The 22,623-nt window shown below is 76.8% G+C and carries 19 protein-coding genes and 1 other RNA gene; 13 read left to right on the forward strand and 7 right to left on the reverse strand.

Annotation, left to right across the window (positions count from 1 at the left end):
- Positions 1 to 170 precede the first annotated feature (170 nt).
- On the forward strand, positions 171 to 401 hold the full coding sequence (locus SM793_RS26805) for a hypothetical protein (RefSeq protein ID WP_320440849.1): 231 nt from the start codon (positions 171 to 173) through the stop codon (positions 399 to 401).
- Between the two features lie 29 nt (positions 402 to 430).
- The gene (locus tag SM793_RS26810) at positions 431 to 628 is read left to right on the forward strand and encodes a hypothetical protein (RefSeq protein ID WP_320440850.1); all 198 of its coding nucleotides are present in this window, start codon (positions 431 to 433) and stop codon (positions 626 to 628) included.
- A 28-nt stretch (positions 629 to 656) separates the two neighbouring features.
- Here the strand turns inward: SM793_RS26810 and SM793_RS26815 are convergent, their stop codons facing one another.
- Positions 657 to 1,316, reverse strand: coding sequence for a PadR family transcriptional regulator (locus SM793_RS26815; RefSeq protein WP_413816039.1), 660 nt, complete (start codon positions 1,314 to 1,316; stop codon positions 657 to 659).
- A gap of 181 nt (positions 1,317 to 1,497) precedes the next feature.
- Between SM793_RS26815 and SM793_RS26820 the strand changes: the two genes are divergently transcribed.
- Both SM793_RS26820 and SM793_RS26825 read left to right on the forward strand, forming a co-directional pair.
- Positions 1,498 to 1,896 (forward strand): ACT domain-containing protein, encoded by a 399-nt coding sequence (locus SM793_RS26820; RefSeq protein ID WP_320440852.1) that lies wholly within the window; start codon positions 1,498 to 1,500, stop codon positions 1,894 to 1,896.
- A gap of 115 nt (positions 1,897 to 2,011) precedes the next feature.
- Positions 2,012 to 2,269 (forward strand): Prokaryotic metallothionein, encoded by a 258-nt coding sequence (locus SM793_RS26825; protein WP_320440853.1) that lies wholly within the window; start codon positions 2,012 to 2,014, stop codon positions 2,267 to 2,269.
- A gap of 70 nt (positions 2,270 to 2,339) precedes the next feature.
- On the opposite strand, the gene rnpB is transcribed toward SM793_RS26825, so the two are convergent.
- The 3 genes from rnpB to SM793_RS26840 form a co-directional block, all read right to left on the reverse strand.
- Positions 2,340 to 2,737: RNase P RNA component class A (gene rnpB / locus SM793_RS26830), an RNA gene on the reverse strand.
- A gap of 13 nt (positions 2,738 to 2,750) precedes the next feature.
- Positions 2,751 to 4,169, reverse strand: coding sequence for an MFS transporter (locus tag SM793_RS26835; RefSeq protein ID WP_320440877.1), 1,419 nt, complete (start codon positions 4,167 to 4,169; stop codon positions 2,751 to 2,753).
- Between the two features lie 111 nt (positions 4,170 to 4,280).
- A complete protein-coding gene (locus SM793_RS26840; protein WP_320440854.1) occupies positions 4,281 to 5,771 on the reverse strand; it encodes an RNB domain-containing ribonuclease in 1,491 nt (496 codons plus the stop codon).
- 188 nt (positions 5,772 to 5,959) lie between these two features.
- Here SM793_RS26840 and SM793_RS26845 point away from each other — a divergent pair, with 188 nt between their 5' ends.
- Together SM793_RS26845 and yaaA are read left to right on the forward strand one after the other, a co-directional pair.
- Positions 5,960 to 6,391: a DUF3995 domain-containing protein gene (locus SM793_RS26845; RefSeq protein WP_320440855.1), complete on the forward strand. Its 432-nt coding sequence runs from the start codon at positions 5,960 to 5,962 to the stop codon at positions 6,389 to 6,391.
- Between the two features lie 259 nt (positions 6,392 to 6,650).
- On the forward strand, positions 6,651 to 7,436 hold the full coding sequence (yaaA, locus tag SM793_RS26850) for a peroxide stress protein YaaA (RefSeq protein WP_320440856.1): 786 nt from the start codon (positions 6,651 to 6,653) through the stop codon (positions 7,434 to 7,436).
- A gap of 97 nt (positions 7,437 to 7,533) precedes the next feature.
- On the opposite strand, the gene SM793_RS26855 is transcribed toward yaaA, so the two are convergent.
- From SM793_RS26855 to SM793_RS26865, 3 genes are read right to left on the reverse strand one after another with little or no spacing between them, the layout of a single operon-like run.
- Entirely contained in the window at positions 7,534 to 8,670 is a 1,137-nt protein-coding gene (locus SM793_RS26855; RefSeq protein ID WP_413816041.1) for a bifunctional RNase H/acid phosphatase, read from the reverse strand.
- 10 nt (positions 8,671 to 8,680) lie between these two features.
- The gene (locus tag SM793_RS26860; protein ID WP_320440858.1) at positions 8,681 to 9,424 is read right to left on the reverse strand and encodes a zinc ribbon domain-containing protein; all 744 of its coding nucleotides are present in this window, start codon (positions 9,422 to 9,424) and stop codon (positions 8,681 to 8,683) included.
- Between the two features lie 23 nt (positions 9,425 to 9,447).
- Positions 9,448 to 10,284, reverse strand: coding sequence for a Nif3-like dinuclear metal center hexameric protein (locus SM793_RS26865; protein ID WP_320440859.1), 837 nt, complete (start codon positions 10,282 to 10,284; stop codon positions 9,448 to 9,450).
- A gap of 560 nt (positions 10,285 to 10,844) precedes the next feature.
- Here SM793_RS26865 and lanL point away from each other — a divergent pair.
- The 7 genes from lanL to SM793_RS26900 all read left to right on the forward strand — a co-directional run bounded on the left by lanL (position 10,845) and on the right by SM793_RS26900 (position 22,511).
- Complete coding sequence (gene lanL, locus SM793_RS26870) at positions 10,845 to 14,306, forward strand: class IV lanthionine synthetase LanL (RefSeq protein ID WP_320440860.1); 3,462 nt, start codon at positions 10,845 to 10,847, stop codon at positions 14,304 to 14,306.
- A complete protein-coding gene (locus SM793_RS26875; RefSeq protein WP_320440861.1) occupies positions 14,297 to 16,303 on the forward strand; it encodes an alpha/beta fold hydrolase in 2,007 nt (668 codons plus the stop codon). Before lanL ends, SM793_RS26875 begins: the two co-directional genes overlap by 10 nt.
- A 139-nt stretch (positions 16,304 to 16,442) precedes the next feature.
- Entirely contained in the window at positions 16,443 to 17,813 is a 1,371-nt protein-coding gene (locus SM793_RS26880) for a M48 family metalloprotease (protein ID WP_320440862.1), read from the forward strand.
- Between the two features lie 152 nt (positions 17,814 to 17,965).
- Positions 17,966 to 18,622: a class I SAM-dependent methyltransferase gene (locus SM793_RS26885; RefSeq protein ID WP_320440863.1), complete on the forward strand. Its 657-nt coding sequence runs from the start codon at positions 17,966 to 17,968 to the stop codon at positions 18,620 to 18,622.
- 271 nt (positions 18,623 to 18,893) lie between these two features.
- Entirely contained in the window at positions 18,894 to 20,198 is a 1,305-nt protein-coding gene (locus tag SM793_RS26890; protein ID WP_320440864.1) for a hypothetical protein, read from the forward strand.
- 7 nt (positions 20,199 to 20,205) lie between these two features.
- Positions 20,206 to 21,270 carry an N-acetylmuramoyl-L-alanine amidase gene (locus SM793_RS26895; protein WP_320440865.1) on the forward strand — a complete coding sequence of 355 codons (1,065 nt, stop codon included), beginning with the start codon at positions 20,206 to 20,208 and terminating at the stop codon, positions 21,268 to 21,270.
- 290 nt (positions 21,271 to 21,560) lie between these two features.
- Positions 21,561 to 22,511: a hypothetical protein gene (locus tag SM793_RS26900; RefSeq protein WP_320440866.1), complete on the forward strand. Its 951-nt coding sequence runs from the start codon at positions 21,561 to 21,563 to the stop codon at positions 22,509 to 22,511.
- The last annotated feature ends 112 nt before the right edge of the window (positions 22,512 to 22,623 follow it).

Consider the following 22,623-nt stretch of genomic DNA (forward strand, 5'->3'; position numbering starts at 1 on the left):
GGGTGCGCGGGCCCTTCGGATGACCGGGGGCGGTGCCTCTCCGGTCACACTCCCGGCACCCGGCCCTCACACCGCCTCCGCCGGGACGCCCGCGGCGGCCCGGTCCGCCCCCGTCCCGCCCCGGTCCCCCGACCCGCCGCGGATCCCCGCCGGGGTGAGACCCTGGTGGGGTGAAGAGCGCGGACACCGAATTCGTCGGCGGCCCCCTGGACGGCCGGACCCTCCCCATCCCGCTGGGCCCGATGTACGGGGTGCCCAAGAAGTACACCGTGCCGGTCCCTTCGCACGGGGACACTCCCGCGCGCACACTGGTGTACGTCCGGGCCAAGCAGCAGCGGGGCACCCGCTGGTTCTGGCAGTACGAGTACGACGAGGCGGCCACCGCCCGCGCTTCCGGGTGACGGCCGCCTCCCCTCGCGGGAGGACGGCGATGGCGAGAACCGAACGGCACCCGAGGAACCGCTCCCGGTCGGTGGCGCTGCACAACCGGCAGCTGGCCGGCGTCACGGCCGGCCTGCTGGTGGCGGTCAGCGCCTACAGCGCGGTGCTCGGCTCCAACGGCTGGCTCTGGTTCGGCTGGGCGGTGCTGCTGCTCGCGTGCGTGGCGCTGTTCGCCGTCCGCCCCTGAGCAGCCGCACCGCCCGCACCGGGACCGGTCAGGCGTCCTCGGCCAGGATCAGGTACAGCTTCTTGCGGGCCTCGTTGAGCACCTCAAGGCCCTTGGCGCGCTGCGCCTCGGTACCCGTCGCCATGACCTGGCGGACGGCCTGCTCCACCGCGCCCAGCGCCTGGCCGACCTCCTGGACCGCGGCCCAGTCGACCTCCTGACCGGCCTCGGCCCACGGCTCGTCCGGTCCGGCCTCGGCCTCGGTCCGGCCCGCCTCGGTGAGCTGGACCAGCCGCTTGCCGCCGACCTCCTCCGCCGTGACCAGGCCCTCCTCCTCCAGCAGCTGGAGGGTGGGGTAGACCGAACCGGGACTGGGCCGCCAGGCCCCGCCCGAGCGCTCGGCGATCTCGGCGATCATCTCGTAGCCGTGCATCGGCCGCTCCTTGAGCAGCGCCAGCAGCGAGGCGCGCACGTCCCCGCGCCGGGCGCGCCCGCCGCGCCGTCCGCGCACCCACGGCGGCGGCCCGCCGAAGCCGCCCCTGGCCCACGGCGGACCCGGGCGTCCGCCCGGCCCGCCGCCACCGAAGGGCGGCCCGAACGGGCCGAACGCCCCCCGGCCCTCGTACCGCTCACCGGGCATCCCGGCGAACTCCGGCCCCGGGCGGCAACCGCCGGGACCGCCTTCTCCACGGAATCGTCCTGGGCGCATGGCACCCACCTCCCGTTCGGGCCGCTCCGACGCGGCCCCGTCGCGACGATCGTCAGACGATCGTTCGGGACAGTCGAGTTACTGTCTCGATAACTCGACGATATATCGCTGACTGTCGGTCGTCAACGCCTTCCGATACACCTTCCGACCCTGCCGCCCCCTCGGCCGCTACGGTGCGTGCATGGCCGGAGAACGAGACCTCGCAACGCTGCTGCGCGACCTGCGCCCCGAGCTCAACCCGGGGCGGTACGTCTACTGCACACTCCCCGCCAAGGTGCCCGCCGGACTGCGGCCGGTCGCCACGGTCGCCGAACCCGAGGGGGTGACGGTGGTGGTGCCCCAGGAGGAGGCGGACGCGCTGGGCCTGCGCTACGAGTACGTGGCCGCCTGGATCACCCTGCGGATCCACTCCTCCCTGGAGGCCGTCGGACTCACCGCCGCCGTCGCGACCCGGCTCGCCGAGGAGGGGCTGAGCTGCAACGTGGTGGCCGGCTACCACCACGACCACCTCTTCGTCGCCGCCGACGACGCCGAACGCGCCCTCCACGCCCTCGGGGAGCTCTCCGCCCGCTCCGCGTGACCGGGTGGCTCCACCGGGTGGCCGCCCGCCGAGGGCGCTCGGACACTGGGAAGGGCCGGGCGAACCCGCCCGGCCCCGCCGTCCGCCCCACCCGCCCGGAAGGAAGTGCGCCGCCATGGCCATCTGCGTCACCTGCGGCAACGACTACTGGCTCGCCTTCGAGATCAAGACCGTCACCGGCGACGTCTACACCTTCGACAGCTTCGAGTGCGCCATGGAGAAACTCGCCCCGCGCTGCGAGCAGTGCAGCGTCCGGATCGTCGGCCACGGCGTCGAGGTCGCCGGGATGTTCTTCTGCTGCGCCCACTGCGCCCGCGTCAACGGCGGCCTCGGGGACCAGATCCGCGACGCCGTCGGCACCCACCCGGGCTGACCGCCCACCCGCACCGGGAACGCCGAGGGCCCCCCGACCGTGGTCGGGGGGCCCTCGCGGACGTCAGGGGCGGAAGAGGCGGCCTGTACGCCGGGTTCTGTCTCCCGGGCCGCTCGCGCGGGCCGGGGAGGCGGTCATCCATCTAGGACTGCCGTTGCCGACAGCCTCGTGCGGTCTACCCGCGGACTCGGGCGAGCAGCCCTCAGGCATCCGCGCACAGCGCCCTGGGGCGCCGATCTTGACCTTGCTCCAGGTGGGGTTTACCTAGCCGGCCGGGTCACCCCGGTCGCTGGTGGTCTCTTACACCACCGTTTCACCCTTACCCGTCGCCGAAGCGGCGGGCGGTCTGTTTTCTGTGGCACTGTCCCGCGGGTCACCCCGGGTGGGCGTTACCCACCACCCTGCTCTGTGGAGCCCGGACGTTCCTCGGCGGGTCCTGGGACCCGTCGCGACCGCCCGGCCGGCTCTTCCGCCGTAGGGGTCATGGTAGCCGCTCGGGCGGGGCCTCCCGAACTGCGGGGCGGACCGGCGGCGGCTCCGCGCCGAGGCGGGCGGCCACCCGGGCCGCGGTGGCGGTGCCCCAGGCGGAGGTGGTGACGAGGCCGAGCAGCAGGATCGTCGCCCCGAGCCCCACCACGATCCACCAGCCGGCGTGGCTCGCCGGGGCGAAGCCGGTGAGCACCGGGCCGACCACGGCCGAGGCGACCACGGTGCCGATCACCGCGACGCCGAGCGACTGGCCGACCTGCCGGCTGGTCGAGGCGACGGCCGCCGCCACCCCGGCCTGGGCCCGCGGCATACCGGACACGGCGGAGTTGGTGATCGGCGCGTTCACGAAGCCGAAGCCGAAGCCGAACAGCCCGTACGCGGCCAGCAGCAGCACCGGCGGGGAGTCCGCCGCCAGCCGGGTCAGCAGCAGACCGCTGCCCACCAGGCCGAGACCGGCCAGCACCAGCGGCAGCCGGGGGCCCCTGGCGCCGACGATCCGGCCCGACAGCGGCGCGCAGACCAGCATCATCACGGCCATCGGCAGCGTCCACAGGCCGGCCTCCATCGGGCTGTACCGGCGGACGTCCTGCAAGTAGATGGTGTTGAGGAACAGGAATCCGCCGAGCGAGGCGAAGGCGCAGACGGCGGTCAGGGTGGCCCCGGTGAACGGCGCGCTGCGGAAGAACCTCGGGTCGACCAGCGGCTCGGCGACCCGCCGCTCCCAGAGCGGGAACGCCACCAGCGCGGCGAGCGCCGCCACGCCCAGGCCGAGGATCAGCGGGGAGGTCCAGCCGTGCTCCGGGCCCTCGATGATCGCGGCGGTGCCGCAGCCGAGCAGCACCACCATCAGCAGCTGCCCCACCGGGTCGAGCCGGCGGGCCCGCGGCGCGCGCGACTCGGGGACGTAGCGGGCGGTCAGCAGGCAGGCCAGCAGTCCGATCGGGACATTGATCAGGAAGATCGCCGGCCAGCCGGCGGCATGCACCAGGAAGCCGCCGAGCAGCGGCCCGAGCGCCATCGAGATGCCGACCACCCCGCCCCAGACGCCGATCGCCCGCGCCCGCTCCCGGGGCTCGGTGAAGGTGTTGGCGATGATCGACATCGCCACCGGGTTGAGCATCGAGCCGCCCACCGCCTGCACGGCACGGAACAGCACCAGCCACCCCAGGCTCGGCGCCAGGCTGCAGAGCAGCGAGCCGAGCACGAAGACCACCAGCCCGGTCTGGAACACCCGGCGGCGGCCGTAGCGGTCGGCGAGCGAGCCGAACAGCATCAGCAGCGAGGCCAGCACCAGGGTGTAGGCGTCGATGATCCACTGCAGACCGGAGGCGGGGGCGTCCAGGTCCTTCTGGATCTCCGGGAGGGCGATGTTCACCACGGTGTTGTCGAGCCCGACGATGAACAGGCTCATGCAGCAGATCGCCAGGACGAGCTGTCGGCGGCGCCGGCCGGGGTCGGCGACGGGCGGCGGACTCGGAAAGGTCGCATCGGGCACGGGTCGATCCTCCCACCAGGGCCCGGCTCAGACAGCGGCGAAGCGGACCGTCCGGGTGGCGGGGTCCGCCACGGTGAGCCGGGCGGCGATCCGGCCGCCGAGCGGCAGGCCGGTTCCGGGTGACTCCCCGTCGGCCCCGTCGCCGGGCCCCGTCCCCGCCCGGTCGCAGCGGGCCCGGACGGCCGGCTCGCGGAGCTGGACGGTGCCCCGGCCCGGCCGCTTCCCGTCCACGTCGATGACCACCGCCGGGAAGTCCTCGCCCACCCGGCCGGACAGCACCTCCGCCTCCACCAGGTCCAGGCAGGCCCGTTCGACCTCGCCCGCCCGGCGGTCCCCCGCCGTCATCAGCGCGGCCACGTCCACCAGCGCCTCGCGCGCCCAGTCCGGCGGCTCCTCCCCCGCCGCGACCGCCGCGCAGACCTCCTGGGCGAACCGGTCCCCCAGCCGGCGCAGCGGCGCGGTGCAGTGCGCGTACGGCGCGGCCAGCGCGGCGTGCCCGGGGTCCGCCGGGGCGGACCGGCCCCGGGCCGTGTCGAAGGCCCGGTAGCCGGCGCCCCGCAGCAGGCCGGTGCACTCGTTCAGGAAGGCGGCGTGCAGCGGGCGGTCCGGGTCCAGCGAACGGACCAGGTCCGGGTACGGCAGGCCGTCGGGCCAGTCGATGTCCAGCGCGCGGGCGGTGCGGCGCAGCCGCTCGTACGCGGCGGGCGGGGCGGCGGGCAGGGTGCGGAGCAGGCCGACCCCGGCGTCCAGCATCAGCTCGGCCGCGGCCATGCCGGTGAGCAGCGAGATCTGGGCGTTCCAGCCGTCGGCGGGGGTGGGTGCCCGGTAGCCGAGGACGTAGCCGCGCGGGGTCTCCTCGACCTCCTGCTCGGGCACCGGCAGGCTGACCCCGCCGCGCTCGCGCTCCTGTTCCTCGCGCAGCCGGCCGACGGTGGCGAGCAGGACGAGCTGTTCGTCGGCGCCGCCGGCGTCCACGGCGCGCTGGACGGCCTCGTAGTCGAGCCGGCGGTGCGAGCGGACCACGGCGCGCCGCAGGTCGGCGAGGACGACGGCGCCGTCCTCGTCCAGGTCGAGCTGCCAGAGCAGCGCGGGGCGGGGTTCGCCGGGCAGCAGGCTGGCCGCGTCCTCGGAGAGCCGGGTCGGGTGCAGCGCCACCGGCCGGTCGGGGAAGTACAGGGTCTGCACCCGGCGGCGGGCCTCCTCGTCGATCGCCCCGCCGGGGCGGACGAAGGCGGCGACGTCGGCGATGGCGTAGTGCACCCGGTAGCCGCCGCCGGGGCGGTGGGCGAGGTGCATCGCCTGGTCGAGGTCGCGGGAGCCGGGCGGGTCGACGGTGAACAGCGGCAGCTCGGTGGCGTCGTAGTCGGGCAGCCGGGGTGCCCCGGCGGCCCGCTCGGCCTCCGCCAGCGCCGCCTCGGGCCATTCGGTGCGGATCTCCAGCGTGGCCCGCAGCTCGGCCAGTTCGGCATTGATCCGGGCGGAGTCGGCGGCCTTGACGCGCAGTTTTCGGCGGGGCATGGGGGCAGCGTAGGGCCGGGCGGGTGGTTCCGGCCGGAGGTCGGCGGCGGGCGGCGCGCCGACGTCCGGGCGGGGCGCGGCCGAGCGGCGGGTCGCAGGCGGGCAGGGCGGGCACGCGTGCGGGCCGTCGGCGTAAGGAGCCGTAGCGTGGGAGGCGCTGATGATCGACGGCGAAGGGGGAACGGGCGATGCGAGCGGTACGGACCGTGGGGACGGCGGTGGCCGGGGTGCTGGCGGGGACGGGGGTGCTGCACGCGCTGTGGACGGTGACGCCGTGGCCGTTGCGGACTCCGGAGGAGTTCGCGGACGCCGTGCTCGGCACCGGCGAGGGGGTACCCCCGGCGGCGGCGTGCGCGGCGGTGGCGGGGCTGCTCGGTGCCGCCTCGTACCTGGTGGCCGCGGAGGCCGGGGCGGTACCGGCGGTCGGACCGGCGCGGCTGCGCCGGGCGGGGGTGTGGACGGTGTCGGCGGTGCTGCTGACCCGCGGCGCGGGCGGGTTGATGGTGTTCGGCGGCGAGCGGGCCCTGCGCTCGGAGCGGTTCCGGCGCCTGGACGCCCGGTACTACTCGCCGCTCTGCCTGGCGCTCGGCACCGGGGCGGCGGTGGTCGCGGCGGCTTAGGGCTTGTCTCTTGGATCCTTGCCGGGGCCGCGGCGTTGGGGCACGCACCTCGCCGCGTTGTCGTCGGTCGCCAATGCTCCGCAGTGGCTCCCTCCTCCGCCTTGCGATGCACGCACCCCAACGCCGCGGCCCGATCCGACAAAATCCAAGAGACAAGCCCGAGTCGCGGCGGCTCGGGCCCTGACACGGGTTACCGGGAGCCGGGGCCGGTTGCGTAGGGTGGCCGGGTCCGTCGCCACAAACTGTTGAGGAGTCCGCCGTGCTGGTCCTGTTGCCGCCCTCGGAGGGGAAGGCCGCGTCCGGGGACGGCGTGCCGGTGGCGCTCGACGGACTGTCGCTGTCCGGGCTGACGGCGGCCCGGGCCCGGGTGCTGGAGACGCTGGTCGGACTCTGCCGGGGCGACGGGGACGCCGCCGCCGAGGTGCTGGGGCTGAGCCCCGGGCTGCGCGGCGAGGTGGCGCGCAACGCGGGCCTGCCGACGGCGGGGGCGTTCCCGGCCGGGGAGGTGTACACCGGGGTGCTCTTCGACAACCTCGGTCTGGCCACGCTCGACGAGGCTACGTACGACCGGGCCGTGCGGACGCTGCTGGTGTTCTCCGGGCTCTGGGGCGCCGTGCGGATCGACGACCGGATCCCGCCCTACCGCTGCTCGATGGGCGTGAAACTCCCCGGCCTGGGGGCGCTCGGTGCGTACTGGCGGGGCGCGCTGGCGCCCGTGCTGCCGGAGGTCGCCGACGGGCTGGTGCTGGACCTGCGCTCCTCCGCGTACGCGGCCGCCTGGCGGCCCGCCGGCGAACTCGTCGCCCGGACGGCGACCGTGCGGGTGCTCCAGGAGCGCGACGGCCGGCGCACGGTGGTGAGCCACTTCAACAAGGCCACCAAGGGCCGCCTGGTCCGTGACCTGCTGGTCGCGGGCGCCGAGCCCAAGACGCCCGGCGAGCTGCTGGACGCGCTGCTGGGGCTCGGCCACCGGGTGGAGGTCGCCGCCGAGGGCACCGCGCGCAAGCCGTGGCAGCTGGACGTGGTGGTCACCGAGGTGCACTGAGCGCCCGAGGTGCGCTGAGTCCCGAGCGGCACCGAGCGCCTGGGGCCGGAGGCGCGCCGGGGCCGGACGGACGGGATCCGTCCGCCCCCGGCGTCCGTCAGCGCAGGTGCCCGGTGTCGTTGAGCAGCCGCAGCGAGGCGTTGCCGTCCGCGTAGTACTGGACGGCGCAGATCGAGGCGGCGGACAGCTCCATCCGGTACAGCGAGTCGGGCGGGGCGCCGAGCGCCAGCCGGACCAGCGTCTTGATCGGGCTGACGTGCGAGACCACCAGCACGGTCTTCCCCGGATAGCGGGCGAGGACCTTGTCCCGGGCCACCCCGACCCGGTGGGTGAGGGTGGTGAAGCTCTCGCCCCCGCCGGTCGGCCTGGCCCTGGCGGAGCCGAGCCAGGCGGCGAGGTCCTCCGGGTGCCGCTCCTGGACCTCGCCGAAGGTCAGCCCCTCCCAGGCCCCGAAGTCGACCTCGCGCAGCCCCTCCTCGTACCGGACCTCCAGGCCCAGCCGGGCGGCCACGGTCTCCGCGGTCTGCCGGGTGCGCAGCATCGGCGAGGCCACCACGGCCTGGACCGAACCGCGCGCGGCGAGCGCCTCGGCGGCCCGCTCGGCCTGCCAGCGGCCCTTCTCCGACAGCTCGGGGTCGGTGCCGCCGCTGCCGGAGAAACGCTTCTCCGGGGTGAGGTGGGTCTCGCCGTGCCGGAGCAGGACGAAGGTGGTCGGGGTGCCGAGGTCGGCGGGTGCCGCCCAGCCGGCCTTGGGGGCGGCGCTTTCCAGCGGCGGTTCCTCGACGACGGTGACCGCCTTCGGGGCCCTCGGCTCCCACTGGCGGCCCGCCTTGCCCGCGTCCATCGCCTCGTTGGCCAGCCGGTCGGCGTCCTTGTTCCGCTCGCGCGGGATCCAGGTGTACGCCACCCGCCCGCGCGGGAAGACCTCGCGCGCCTCGGCCGCGAGCGGCTGCATGTCCGGGTGCTTGATCTTCCACCGGCCGGACATCTGCTCGACGACCAGCTTGGAGTCCATCCGGACGTCCACCGCGGCGTCCGGGTCGATCGCCCGGGCCGCCCTCAGGCCGGCGATCAGGCCCTTGTACTCGGCGACGTTGTTGGTGGCGTGGCCGATGAACTCCGCAGCCTCGGCGATGATCTGTCCGGTGTCGCCGTCCCGGACCACCGCGCCGTAGCCGGCCGGCCCCGGGTTGCCCCGGGAACCGCCGTCCGCCTCGACGACGAACCTGCGCACGGCCACCGGGTCAGACGCCCGAATCGGCGGTGCGGACCAGGATCCGCGAGCAGTTCTCGCAGCGGACCACCTTGTCGGCCGGCTCGGCCTTGATGGAGTTCAGCTCGGTGATCGAGAACTCGGTGCGGCAGCCCTCGCAGCGGCGCTGGAACAGGCGGGCCGCGCCGACGCCGCCCTGCGTCTCGCGCAGCTTGGTGTAGACCTTCATGAGGTCGGCCGGGACGACGGCGGCGACGGCCTCGCGCTCGCGGCCGACCTTCTCCACCTCGGCGTCGATCGCGGCGTACGCGGCGTCCCGGCGGCCCTCGGCCTCGGTCAGCACGACGGTGGAGTGCTCCAGGCGCGCGGTCAGCTCGGTGACCCGGGTCTGGGCGGACTCCAGCCGCTCCATGATCTCCAGCACGACGTCCTCGAGGTCGCCCTGGCGCTTGGCCAGCGAGCCGATCTCGTGCTGGAGGTTCTCCAGGTCCCTCGGCGAGGTGATCGCGCCGGAGTCCAGGCGCTGCTGGTTGCGGGCCGCCCGGGAGCGGACCTGCTCCACGTCCTGCTCGGCCTTGGTCAGCTCACGGGTGGTGTCGCCGAGCTGGGCCTGGGCGGCGATCACCAGGTCCTTCAGTGCGGCGTGGTCGGCGTTGACCCTGTCGATCTCGGCGTGCTCCGGCAGGCTGCGCCGCCGGTGGGCCAGCTGGTCGAGCTTGGAGTCGAAAGCCTGGAGGTCGAGCAGGCGGATCTGGTCGGCGGGCGCGGCGTTCAAGCGGAGAGCTCCTGTGAATCGGGTCAGGCGGGGAAGGACATGGGGGCGTGCGCGGTCCACGGGTCGGTGACCGTGCGGGAGACCCTGGTCTCCACGGTCCACCCGCGCTTCTCGGCGGTACCGAGCAGCGCCCGCTCGGCCAGCGGCAGCCAGGGCCACTCGGTGGCCCAGTGTGCGGCGTCGACCAGGGCGATCGGCGCCGCCTCGGTGGCCTCGGAGGCCGGGTGGTGGCGCAGGTCGGCGGTCAGGTAGGCGTCGACGCCCGCCGTGCGCACCTCGGCGAACAGACTGTCGCCCGAGCCGCCGCACACCGCGACCCGGCTGATCAGCCGGTTCGGGTCACCGGAGACCCGGACGCCGGCGGCGGTGGCCGGCAGGCCGGCGGCGACCCGCGCGGCGAAGGCGGCCAGCGGCAGCGGGGGCTCCAGCAGGCCGACCCGCCCGGTGCCGCGCCGGCCCAGCGGGTCGGTCGGGTCCGGGACCAGCGGGCCGGTCACGGTCACACCGACCGCCGCGGCGAGCGCGTCCGAGACGCCCGGGTCGGCGTGGTCGGCGTTGGTGTGGGCCACGTGCAGGGCGATCCCGGCGCGGATCAGGGTGTGCACGACCCGGCCCTTGGAGGTGGTGGCGGCCACGGTGGTGGTGCCGCGCAGGTACAGCGGGTGGTGGGTGACCACCAGGTCCGCCCCCCACTCGACGGCCTCGTCGACGACCGCCTGCACGGGGTCGACGGCGAACAGCACGCGGCGGACCCCGGCCCGAGGGTCTCCGCAGACCAGGCCGACGGCGTCCCAGGACTCCGCCCACTGCGGCGGGTACAGCTCTTCGAGGGCGGTGATGACGTCGGACAGTTTCGGCACCTGTCGAGACTACCGTGCGCGCGGGGGAAGCCGTCCGCCCGCCCGGCCGGCCCCTCCGGCCGCCCGGGCACCCGCCGGACCGGCCCCGGGGCGCGGCGGGCGGCGCCCACCGGGGCGCGCGGGCGCGCGTCAACCCGCGGCGCGGGTGTCCGCGGGCGGTCGGCCGACCCGTTCGACCGGCACCCGGTCCGGTGCACGCCGGGTGACCGGGCGAGCGTCCCGCACACCCGGCGGTTCGCACGAATTCGAAACGGCGGCCGGATCACCCTTACGAGTGAAGTGACCGGCTTCGGATTGAGCATCCCTCGCTACCGAAAGTAACTTCACTTCGGCGGACGGGAGTTGCCACGGCCAGGGCGCTGGAAGGGCGATCCGCCGGAGGCGCCGTCCCGGGTACGCGGAACGGGCCGGACGAGGCCGGGGCGGTGCGGACCGCAGCCGGGGCGGCGGACCCGGGCCTTCCGGGGAACCGATTTTCGGGCCGTGGCAGCGCGCCCGGCGCCCGAGCAGTGGGCACCGGGACGGGCGCGTCGGCACCCGACGAAGGGATGTGGTGGCAAATGCGGGCGGACACCTCGCTGCGGACGGCCGGTGGCACGGACCCGGCGGGCGAGGGGCCGACGGGCGCGGGGCCCGCAGGCGACGGGCCGGCGGGCGAGGGGCCGGACCAGGACGGCCGGTGGCCCGGGATGACGCGGACCGCCCTCGCCGCCGCGGGCCCGCCGGTCGACGGGCCGGGCAGGCAGGACGGTCAGGACGGCGGGCAGGACCGGCGGATCGACTGGCGGGTGGACGTCGAGGGCTTCTGGTCCACGGCCAGGCCGAGCCCGGGCGAACTCCCCGACGAGGGCTGGAAGCTCCACGTCAGCGCCGCCTCGACAGTCGGCGGCGCGGTGCTCGCGGCCGTCACCGAAGTACTCGCCGAGGACCCGTGCGCGTTCAGGTTCGCGACCGGCCCGGCGCAGCTGCACGAGATCAACTCGCGCCACGGCGAACAGGGTTCGGCCGGCAAGTTCATCACCGTCTACCCGGTCGGCGAACCGCAGTTCCGGCGGCTGGCCGCCGCGCTGCACCGCGCCACCGACGGCCTGCCCGGGCCCGCGGTGCTCTCCGACCGCCCGTACCGGCCGGGCAGCCTCGTCCACTACCGGTACGGCGCCATCGCGGCCCGGGCCGAGCTGGGCAACGACGGCGGGTACCGGTCGATGCTGCACGGACCGGACGGCGAGCGGGTCGAGGACGTGCGCGGCGCCTCGTACCGGATCCCGCCGTGGGCCCGGGATCCGCTGGCCGTCGACGGACAGCGGACGTTCGACGGGCCGCGGGCCTCCCCCGGCCCGACCCCGCCGGGTGTGCCCGGCACCGCCGGTTCGCCCGGGTCCGGGTCCGGGTCCGGCTACCGGCCGGGCGTCGGCCGGCCCGCGCCCCGGCGGCGCGGCAGCGGCGGGGTCCTGCTCGCCGGACGCTACGTGGTCACCGGGGCGATCCGGCACGGCGCCAAGGGCGGCGTCTTCCTCGGCCGCGACACCGACGGCGGCGCCGAGGTCGTGGTCAAGCAGGCCCGCGCCCACATCGAGATGGACCCCGCCGGCACGGACGCGCGCGCCGCCCTGCGGCACGAGGCCGCGCTGCTCGCCCGGCTGGAGGGCCTGGGGCTGGCCCCGAGACCGGTCGAACTCGTCGAACAGGACGACTCGCTCTTTCTGGTGCAGGAACGAATCGCCGGACAGCCGCTCGGCAGCTGGGTCGCGGCCAGACTGCGCCGCGACGGCAGCCCCGACGTCGACTGGGCCGAGGCCGGACCGATGGCCCACATCCTGCTCGACCTCGTCGAGCGGGTGCACGAGCAGGGGCTGGTGCTGCGCGACCTCTCCCCGGGCCATGTGCTCGTCCAGCCGGACGGCTCGCTGCGGCTGGTGGACCTGGAGCTGGCCGCCGAGGCCGGCAGCCCCGCCGGCTCGGCCGGCGTACCCGGCTACCAGGCCCCCGAGCAGAGGCCGGGGCGGCTCGCCCTGGTCGGCTCCGCCGGGGCCCCGACGGCGCCGCGGCGCGGCGGCGGGTTCGCCGGCCTGACAGCGGGGCGCGGCGGCGACGGCACCCGCACCGCCGAACCGGAGGCGGACCTCTACGCGCTGGGCGGGCTGTTCTTCCTGCTCGTCACCGGCCACGACCCGCTGCTGCCCGAGGACCTGCCGCACGCCCGCCCGGTCACCGACCGGCTCGGCCGCTGGCTCGCCCTCGCCGCCCGCTGCGGCACCACCGCGCGCCGGCTGGCCCCGGCCGTCCTCGGCCTGCGCGCCGAGGACCCGCGCCACCGCTGGCACCCGGCGCTGGTCCGGGAGTCCCTCGCGGCCGACGGGCACACCCCCGTCCGGGCCGACCGCCCGTCCGGCCCGGACCGCCCCGCGCCGGACGCGCACCGCCCCGCACCGGTGCGGGACCCCGAGCGCCCCGACGGCCCCGGGCCGGGCGGCAGCGGCAGCGGTACCGGAGGCGCCGGGCGCACCGGCCCCGGCGGGGCGTTCTGGCACACCGACCCGGCCTCGGCTCCGGACCGGCCCGGTCCCGCCCCGGCCGCCGCTCCCCAGGTCGACGGCCACCGCCACGGCCGTGCCCACGGCCACAGCGACACCGCGGTCCTCGACCGGGTACTGCACGACGGACTGCGGCACATCGCCGCCACCGCCACACCCTCGCGCCGGGACCGGCTGTGGCCCGTGGTGCCGGCCGGCGAACGGGCGGACCCCTGCAACGTCCAGCACGGCGCGGCCGGCGTACTGGCCGTCCTCGCCCGGGCTGCCGGCACCACCGGGCTGCCGGAGGACGTCCGGGCCGCCGCCCGCGCCACCGCCCGGACCGCCGCCGACTGGATCGAGCGCCGCTGCGCCGCCGAACCGGTGGTCCTGCCCGGACTGCACTTCGGCCGCTCCGGAGCCGCCTGGGCACTGCTGGACGCCGCCCGCGCCCTGGACGACCGGGCACTCGCCCGGCGGGCGGCCGAGCTGGCCGCCCGGATAGCCGTCGAGTGGCCGAACCCGGACGTCTGCCACGGCGCGGCCGGCGCCGGCTTCCTGCAACTGCGCTGCGCCGCCGAGGATCTGCCCGCCGCCGAGGACCTGCCCCCCGCCGCCGACGGGACGGCCGGGGCGGCGGAGTTCCTCGCCCGGGCGGCGCGGTGCGGCCACGGCCTCCTCGCCGCCGCCCGGCAGGCGCCCTACGGCGCGGTGTGGCCGGTGCCGCAGGACTTCGACTCCGCGCTGGCCGGGATCACCCACCTCGGGTTCGCCCACGGGGTCGCGGGCGTCGGCGCCTTCCTGCTGGCCGCGGCCGAGGCCACCGGGGACGGCGCGCTGCTCGCCGGCGCCGTCGAGGCCGGCCGCACCCTCGCCGCCACCGCCCGCCTCGACCCGCCGACCGCCCCGGGCCCGGCGGGCGACGGCACCCTCCCCGCCGCCTGGTGGCCGCGGAGCGCCGACGACCCCGCGCACGTCCGCCTGGGCCACTGGTGCAACGGCTCCTCCGGCGCCGGCACCTTCCTGCTGCGGCTCTGGCGCGCCACCGGCGACCCCGACACGCTCCGGCTGGCCCTGGCCGCCGGGCGGGCGGTGACCGCGGGGCGCTGGCACAGCGGTGTCTGCGCCTGCCACGGCCTGGCCGGGGACGGGGAGTTCCTGCTCGACCTCGCCGGGGCCACCGGCGATCCGGGGTTCCGCTCCGCCGCCGTCGAGTCGGGCCTGCTGATCGCCGCCCGCCCGGCCCTGCGCGACGGGCTGCTGGTGCTGCCGGACGAGACCGGCACCGGGTGCGCGCCCGCGTACGGCACCGGGACGGCGGGGGCACTGGCCTTCCTGCTGCGGCTGCGGCACGGCGGTCCGCGGCTCTGGGTGGACCCGGTCCCGTCCGACGCACCGCCCGGTACACCGGCCGGGACCTCGCTCGCCACCTCGCCCGACACCTCGCCCGGTACACCGCCCGGGCGGACCGGTCCCGATCCGGCCGGGCAGGCGGACGCATGGACGTGACCACTCGGGCCGGGACCCAGGCCCTGCGCCGGCTCGCCTTCACCTTCGCCGCCGACGGCAGCCACGCCGCCTGCCTGGCCTCCGCCGCCGACGGCGGCTGGTACGCCGAGAGCTGGCGCCTCCCGGCCCGGGGCCCCGCCCTGCCGACCGGGCTGCCCCTGCCCGGCCACCGCTCCGAGGACCTCCGCTCGCAACTGGTCGCCCTGCCGGACGGCTCGGTGCTGGTCCGCCGCTCCGACGGCGACCGGCACGACCTGGTGACGCTCTCCGCCGCCACCGACCAGTACGGCCGGGCCGTCACCGCCGAACGGCCGCTGGCCACCCTGCGGATGCCCGGCCTCCGGCTCCTGCCGCTCCCGGCGGGCGCGGCGTCCGGCCCCCGCGCCCCGGTCGCCCTCGCCCTGGGCAGCGACACCCGGCCGGGCACCACGGTCTGGCTGGTCCGGGCCGACGGCTCGCCACCGCACCGGATCGCCGAGATCCCGGGCCTGCACGGCGGTGGCATCTGGCTGGACCACGCCGGCGCGCTGCTGGCCCTCGACCGGGTGAGCGACGGCCTGGTCCGCACCGTGGTGCTCGACCTGCGCACGGGCGCCGCCACACCGCTGCTGGAGATCGGCGAGCGCAGCAACGACCGGCTGCTGCTGTTCGACCCGGACAGCCGGTTCGCGATGGTGCGCAGCGACGCGCCCGGCACCGACCGGATCGGCTGGGGCGTGCCGGGCGGCGGCGCGCCGCTGCGGTTCCCCGAAGTCCTGCACGTCGCGGGCATGTTCCTGCGGCCGGTCGCCCTGCGTCCGGCCGCCGACGGACTTCGGGTCGCCGTGCAGATCGACCACGGCGCGGGCTGCTCGCTCGCCCTGTGGCGGCCCGCCCTCGGCCGGCTGGACCCGCTGCCGGTCCCGCCCGGACGATTCGGCGCGGTCGGCCACTGGTCGGCGGACGGGCTGCGGCTGCCGTACTCGGCGCCGGACCACCCCGCCGCGCTCGCCACCCTGGACGTGGACGCGCTGCTGACCCAGGGCCCGGTCGCCAGCACCTCGGGGCCGGTGCCGCTGCCGCTCCGACTGGCGCCGCTCGGCTCGGGGTTGCCGGGGCCGTGGCGGGACACCGTGCTGCCCTGGCAGCCCGGCACCGCCAGGAGCCGCCCCGGCACGACGCCGCGCGGCTGGCGGCTGGACGGTTCCGCCGAGCCGGGCGACGGCGGCCGCTGGCACCCCGCGCAGAGCCTCGAACTCTCCGGCCCGGCCGGACCGTTGGAGGCGGTGGTGTACGGCGGCGACGCCTGGCTGAGCAGCCCCCAGTTGGTGCTCGCCCTGCACGGCGGCCCGGCGGACGCCTGGCGGCTGGAGTTCGACCCGGCGCTCCAGCGGATGGCGGGCGAGGGCCTGGCGGTGCTCGCCCCGAACCAGCGCGGTTCCACGGGCTACGGCGTGGCGCACGCGCTGGCGATCCGGGGCGCCTGGGGCGGGCCCGATCTCGACGACGTGCTGCACCTGCTGGAGGGCATCGCCGGCCAGCGGGCCGCGCTCGGACTGGAGCCGCCGGCCCTGTTCGGGGTCAGCTACGGCGCCTTCCTCGCGCTGCTGGCGGCGGCCCACGCGCCGGCCGAGCAGGTGGCGCGCTGCGCGGTGGTCGCGCCGTTCCTGTCCGGCGCCCGGCTGCTCGCCGAAGCCTCCGACCCGGTGCGAGCGCTGACCACCCGGCTGGGCGGCGGGGAGCCGATCGCCGACGCCCGCGGACCGCGCGACGTGCTCCAGCTCGCGCACCGGATCGGCGCGCCGCTGCTGGTGGTGCACGGCGACCGGGACGAGGTCGTACCTGTGAGCCAGTCCCGTTCCCTGCGGCACGAGCTGCTGCGGATCGGACGCACCGAGGGCGCCGACTTCCGCTACGTCGAGGCGGCGGGGGCCGGCCACGAGGTGCTGGCCGAGGAGGGCGGCGCGGTGCTGCACGAGCTGCTGGCAGGCTTCCTGCGCACCGGCCGCCCGGGTTAGGGCCAGTCCTCGAACCCGCGCCTCGACGGAGTAGAACGCGTTCCACTCGGCCGACCCCGCACCTCACCTTCCCGGCCGCCGGATCCGGCCACGGCCGGATCCTTCCGCCGCCACCCCGGCACTGGCATGATCGTCCACCGTGCCGAAATCCGCCGCGCCGAATCCCACCGCGCCCCCGACCGCCGCTCCGGCCTCCGCTCCCGCCCCTGTCGGCGGCCGTCCGGACCGCTGCCCCGAGTGCTCCGCGCCGGTCGACCCCGACCCCCGGTTCACCGCCTGGTGCCCGGCCTGCGAGTGGAACCTCGTCCCCGCCGAGGAGGCCGCCGAGGACGCCGTCAGGAGCGCGAAGGAGCTGGCCCGGGAGGGCGCGGCGGCCGAGCGGACCGAGCGGCTGTTCGAGGACGTGGTGGCCGGCCGCGCCGACACCACCCGCCGCGACTGGCTCGCCGCCTCGGCCCTGGCCGTCCCGGTCCACCTCGTCACCGTCGCCGTGACCGGGTCCGGCCTCTGGCTGCTCGCCACCGGCAACACGCCCCTGCGCTGCCTGGGCGCCCTGCTGCTCGCCGTCGCCTTCCTGCTCCGGCCGCGGCTCGGCCGGGTGCCGAGCGGCCAGGGCGTGCTGACCCGCGCCGAGGCGCCCGCCCTGTACGGGCTGACCGACCGGATCGCCGCCGAACTCGGGGCGCCGCCGATCGGGGTGATCCAGGTCGACGACAGCTTCAACGCGAGCATGGCGGTGGTCGGACCGCGCCGGACCTCCGTGCTCACCCTGGGCCTGCCGCTCTGGGAGGCGCTGGACGGGCCGCAGCGGATCGCGGTGCTCGGCCACGAGCTGGCCCACCGGGTGAACGGCGACCACCGGCGCGGCCTGTGGCTCGGTTCGGCGATGCGGTCGCTCGCACACTGGTACGACCTCAGCCTGCCGCGCGAGCGGACCGCGCCCGGGTACGGCGTGGTCGCGCTGCTGACCATGATCGGCGACTATCTCGGCAACGCCTTCCTGCGCCTGCTCAGCGGACTGCTGTTCCGGGCCTACCTGGTACTCGACCGGCTCACGGCGCGGGCCGGGCAGCAGGCCGAGTACCACGCCGACGAACTCGGCGCCCGGGTCGGGTCCACCGGGGCGGCGCGCGAGAGCCTGGCGGCCGTCCTGCTCCACGCGGCGGCCGGGACGGTGACCATGCGGCTGCGGGCCGAGATCCAGTCCCGGCCCCGCTCCGGGCGGCGGGACGCCGCGCCGGGCCCGGACACCGACGCCCTCTGGCCGCAGCTGCGCGCGCACCTGGCGGCGATCCCGCCGCTGGAGCGCGAGCGGCTGCTCCGCCGGTCGCGCAGGTCCGGGCACGCCGTGGACGCCTCGCACCCGCCGACCCATCTGCGGATCGCGGCGCTGGCGCGGCGGACGCCCGTCCCGGCGGCGGTCGTCTGCCCGCCGGAGGAGGCCGCCGCCGTCGACAGCGAGCTCGCCCCGCACCGCACCCGCGTCGCCCGCACCCTCCTGGCCGGCTGACGCACCCCGCCCCGGCGTCCGACGGGTCCCGGGGCTGGGGACGGGGGCTGGGGACGGGGACGGGGGCTGGGGACGGGGGCGTACTGTCGAGTAGGGTCCGACGGCGAGCAGCAGCACCGGACCACCGGACCACCCCGCCGAGGAGCAGCACCATGTCCGACCTCCTGGAGAACACCCGCCCCCGGCCCGAGGTGCTGACGGCGTTCGAGGCCGCGACCGGGTTCATGCCCGTCGACGAGGGCCTCGCCCTGTACGCCGCCGCCGTGACCGCCGCCCGCCGGACCGGGCGTCCCGTGCTGGAGATCGGCACCTACTGCGGCCGCTCGGCGATCCTGCTGGCCGAGGCCGCCCGGGAGACCGGCACCGTGGCGCTGACCGTCGACCACCACCGCGGCTCCGAGGAGCAGCAGCCGGGCTGGGAGTACCACGACCCGACGCTGATCGACCCCGAGGTCGGCCGGATGGACACCCTCCCCCGGTTCCGCCGCACCCTGCACGCGGCCGGTCTGGAGGACCACGTGATCGCCCTGGTCGGCCGCTCGCCGCGGATCGCGGCGGTCTGGGGCGGCCCGCTGGCCCTGGTCTTCATCGACGGCGGCCACACCGACGAGCACGCCACCGCCGACTACGAGGGCTGGGCGCCGCACCTGGCGCCGGAGGGTCTGCTGGTCGTCCACGACGTCTTCCCCGACCCGGCCGACGGCGGCCAGGCGCCCTACCGCGTGTACCTGCGGGCGCTGGCGGAGGGCTTCGAGGAGGTCTCGGTGACCGGTTCGCTGCGCGTCCTGCGCCGCGCCACCGCTGGCTGACCCGCAGGTCGGGCCCGCCGTCCGGACCCGCCGCGCCCGGCGTCCCGCGGACACCGCCGCCCGGCCGCCGCGCGGGGTGTCCGGAATCGGCCGACCCGCCCCACGGGCGATCACGGATGCTCTAACGTCGTGCCGGGGCTGCCGGGCGGGGGCGCGAACGGTACGGTGTCCGCGCGGTCGCGGGCGCCCCCGACCGCGCGGCACGGCCGCACGACACCAGCAGAGCACCCGGGCGGAGCAGGCCCGGGCAGACCGTGGGGGCCAGGGACAGATGACGGACCAGCAGAACACCGCTCCGGCGGTCTGGGACCCGACCGCCCGCGGCGGTGCGGGCGGCTGGGTGCGCGGTCCCCAGCAGCCCGCCGCTCCGGGCGCGCCGCCGACCGCCCCCGGCCCGCCGCCGGGCTCCCCCGCCGAACCGCCGCCGCCGGCCGGACCGTACGGCGAGGACGCCCCGACCGCCTTCATCCCGCAGCCGGTGCCGCCGCGCCCCGACGCGCCCGGCGCCTTCCCGCCCCGGAGCGCGCCGCAGCAGCAGGCGCCCTACGGCCCGCCCCGGCCGGCCCAGCAGCCGCCGTACCCGCCGCAGGCCCAGCCGCGGCCCGGGTACGGCCAGGCACCGTACGGCCAGGCACCGCACGGTGCGCCCGGCCGACCGCCGCACGACCCCGCCCAGCAGGGCCACGCCCAGCCTGGCTACCCCCAGCCCGAGTACGCCCAGCCCGACTACCCCGGCAACGACTACCCCGGCAACGACTACCCCGGGGGCGCGTACCCGCAGCAGGAGCACGCCGGGCACGACTACCCGACCGGCTACGAAACCGCCGACGACGACGAGGGCCCCGGCAGCCGGCGCGCGCCGCTGCTGATCGCCTTCGCGCTGCTCTTCGTGCTGGCCCTCGGCGGCGGCATCCTCTGGGCGGTCAAGGACAAGGGCTCCGGCACCGACCAGGCCGGCCCCGCGACCCCCTCCGCCACCGTCACCGGCGGCACCGCCGGGTCCGGGAACCCCCAGCCCGCCCCGGCCCCCACCGGTTCCGGCCCCGCGCCTACCCCGACCGCCCCCGACCCCGCGGCGAGCACCGGCCCCTCCCCCACCGCGACCGCCGCCGGCGCCAACGCACCGGCCCAGGCCAAGGCCCTGGACGAGCTGCTCACCCAGGGCGAGAGCGCCAAGGCCCCGATCGGCAACGCGGTCGCCAAGGTGAACAGCTGCCCGACCAAGCCCGACATCGAGTCCGCCGCCCAGGTGTTCGACAGCGGCGCCAAGCAGCGCGACCAGTTGCTGGCCAAACTCGCCCAGCTGGGCGTCACCGACCTGCCCGGCGGCACGGACGCGGTGCAGTCGCTGAAGTCCGCCTGGCAGCTGTCCGCCGACATCGACCGGGCGTACGCGAGCTGGGCCCGGACGGTCGCCTCCCAGGGCTGCTCGGGCGGCGCCCCGAACACTGCCGACAAGAAGCGCGCCGACGAGCTCAACCCGCAGGCCACCCAGGCGAAGAAGGACTTCGTCACGAAGTGGAAGGCGATCGCCGACCAGTTCGGACTCACCCCCCGCACCCAGGACCGGATCTGAACCACCCGTGACTCGCACCACCCGCCGCGCGACCGGCCCCACCGCCCCCGACAGCACCGCCCCCGACAGCACCGCTCCCGACAGCACCGGTGCGGCCCCCGGCCGCACCGGCGACCCCGGCCGGGACCGGCGCCGGCGCCGCTCGGCGCTGCTGCGCACGGTGACCGTGATCGGCGTGCTGGCGCCGCTCGGCCTGGCCGGCTGGCTCGGCTGGCGGACCGTCGGCAGCCCCGACCGGAGCGTCCCCGCCGCCGCGGCCGCCGGTACCGGCACCCCCGCCGCGGCGCCGCCCGGCGGGGCGGGCCCCACCGTCGCCCCCACCGGGACCCCCGCGCCCGGCACCGCGCCCAGCGGCACCGCCGACCCCGCCTTCCCGTTCCAGGCCGCCCCCACCGCCACCACCCTGGCCGGGCGCACCGTCCTCCTCGACCCCGGCCACAACACCGGGAACTCCGCCCACACCGCCGAGATCAACCGCAAGGTCGACATCGGCAACGCCCGCAAGGAGTGCGACACCACCGGCACCAGTACCAGCGGCGGCTACAGCGAGGCCGAGTACTCCCTCGACGTGGTCCACCGCGCCCGCGCGATCCTCGCCGCCCGCGGCGCCACCGTGGTGCTGGTCCACGACGGCGACCGCCCGTGGGGGCCGTGCATCGACGAGCGCGCCCGGATCGGCAACGCCGCCCGCGCCGACGCCGCGGTCTCGGTGCACGGCGACGGCGGACCGGTGAACGGCAGCGGATTCCACGTGATCATGCCCGCCAAGGTGGTCGCCGGGAAGGCCGACACCGCGGCGATCGTCGACCCCTCGCACCGGCTGGGCCTGCTGCTGCGCGACAGCTTCCGCGCGGCGACCGGCGAGCAGTACGCCGACTACGTCGCGAGCAAGGGCCTGGACACCCGTTCGGACCTGGGCGGACTGAACCTCTCGACCGTCCCCAAGGTGTTCATCGAGTGCGGTAACATGCGCAACCCGGCGGACGCCGGTCGGATGACGGACCCTCAGTGGCGCCAGCAGGCCGCCCAGGGGATCGCCGACGCGCTGACCTCGTTCCTGACCACCCGGTAGGGACCCGTCCGGCGGCCCCGGCACCCACCACCGGCCCGGTTGACGGGGCGACGGACCGGGCACTGGAACGATGGACGGGCCGGCCGACGGGCCGGGACCGGAAGCGCGTGATTTGCAACGACTTCGCCCTGTTCCCGAGCCCGCTGTGCACCCGCGAGGCCGTTGGCCCTAGGCTTCTGGTCCGTTCGGGGTTTTCCGGCCGGTCAGCCGACCGGACGGGCGCCGGAACACAGCGGCCGAGCGCCGAACCGAAAACCGCCGACCACGACACACCAACGAGGGGAACGTTAGTGAATCTGCGCGCTCTCACCAAGGGAGACGCCGCCGTCGCAGGTGCGGCCGTCCTGCTCTTCATCGCCTCCTTCCTGCCGTACTGGACCGTCGAGTGCAAGGGCAAGTACTGCGGCGACACCTCGACGAACGCCTGGGACAGTGTGCTGTTCCCCGTGCTGCCCTCGGTCTTCCTGCTCGGCATCCTCGCCGCCGCCCTGATCCTGGTGCAGCGCTTCCAGGGCCAGGCGGCCGCGAACCGTCAGATCCTCGGCCTTCGCCTGGACCAGTGGGGCATCGCCTTCTCGGTGGCCGCGCTCTGGACCGCGGTGTGGGCGCTCGGCGGCGGCCTTGAGGGCATCGGCCACGGCTTCGGCGCCTGGCTCGCCGTCATCGCGCTGATCCTGCTGGCCGGCGCCTCCGCCGGCGGCCAGCTGATCCCGGTGCTCAAGACCCCGCTGGTCACCGACCGGCCGGCCGCACCGGCCGCCTTCCCGGCCGGCGGCTACCCCGCCCCGGGCCAGCCCGGCCAGTACGGCTACCCGGGCCCGGGCCAGGACCCGAGCCAGGCGCAGTCCCCGGCCTTCGGCGGCCAGCCCGGCGGCTACGGCTACCCGTCCCCGCAGGCCGGTCAGCCCGGTCAGCCGGTCCCGGGCCAGCCGCACGACCTCGTCGCCCAGCAGGCCTCGGCCGCGCAGGCCGCCGAGGCCGAGGCCGCCCGCCAGGCCTCCGCCCAGCAGGCCGCCCAGCCGCAGCCCGCCCCGGCGGCGGACTTCGCGCCGTTCTGGTTCGCCGTCCCGGCGCCGCGCCAGCTGGCCCCGAAGGACAACCCGGCCGGCGGCCCGGTCGGCGAACTCGTGCCCGGCACCTGGTACCTGGCGGTCGAGCAGCGCGGCGCCGCGCTGGTCGCCCAGCTCCAGGACGGCACCCAGGGCGTGCTGGCCGACACCTCGGGCATCCAGCGCGGCTGACCCGCCGCCCGACACCCCGTACGGCGAAGGGGCGGGACCGGAGAAATCCGGTCCCGCCCCTTCGCCGTACCGCTTCGCCGACCGCGAGTACCGCGGGCGCCGCGGGCGCCGC

It is taken from the genome of Kitasatospora purpeofusca (assembly GCF_034043715.1).
Taxonomy (GTDB): domain Bacteria; phylum Actinomycetota; class Actinomycetes; order Streptomycetales; family Streptomycetaceae; genus Kitasatospora; species Kitasatospora purpeofusca_A.

Bases quoted from the DNA above. Each gene is read 5' to 3' on its own strand.
- SM793_RS26810 (WP_320440850.1), top strand. From the start codon at position 431: ATGGCGAGAACCGAACGGCACCCGAGGAACCGCTCCCGGTCGGTGGCG.
- SM793_RS26815 (WP_413816039.1), bottom strand. From the start codon at position 1,316: ATGCGCCCAGGACGATTCCGTGGAGAAGGCGGTCCCGGCGGTTGCCGC.
- SM793_RS26820 (WP_320440852.1), top strand. From the start codon at position 1,498: ATGGCCGGAGAACGAGACCTCGCAACGCTGCTGCGCGACCTGCGCCCC.
- SM793_RS26825 (WP_320440853.1), top strand. From the start codon at position 2,012: ATGGCCATCTGCGTCACCTGCGGCAACGACTACTGGCTCGCCTTCGAG.
- SM793_RS26835 (WP_320440877.1), bottom strand. From the start codon at position 4,169: ATGAGCCTGTTCATCGTCGGGCTCGACAACACCGTGGTGAACATCGCC.
- SM793_RS26840 (WP_320440854.1), bottom strand. From the start codon at position 5,771: ATGCCCCGCCGAAAACTGCGCGTCAAGGCCGCCGACTCCGCCCGGATC.
- SM793_RS26845 (WP_320440855.1), top strand. From the start codon at position 5,960: ATGCGAGCGGTACGGACCGTGGGGACGGCGGTGGCCGGGGTGCTGGCG.
- lanL (WP_320440860.1), top strand. From the start codon at position 10,845: ATGCGGGCGGACACCTCGCTGCGGACGGCCGGTGGCACGGACCCGGCG.
- SM793_RS26875 (WP_320440861.1), top strand. From the start codon at position 14,297: ATGGACGTGACCACTCGGGCCGGGACCCAGGCCCTGCGCCGGCTCGCC.
- SM793_RS26885 (WP_320440863.1), top strand. From the start codon at position 17,966: ATGTCCGACCTCCTGGAGAACACCCGCCCCCGGCCCGAGGTGCTGACG.
- SM793_RS26890 (WP_320440864.1), top strand. From the start codon at position 18,894: ATGACGGACCAGCAGAACACCGCTCCGGCGGTCTGGGACCCGACCGCC.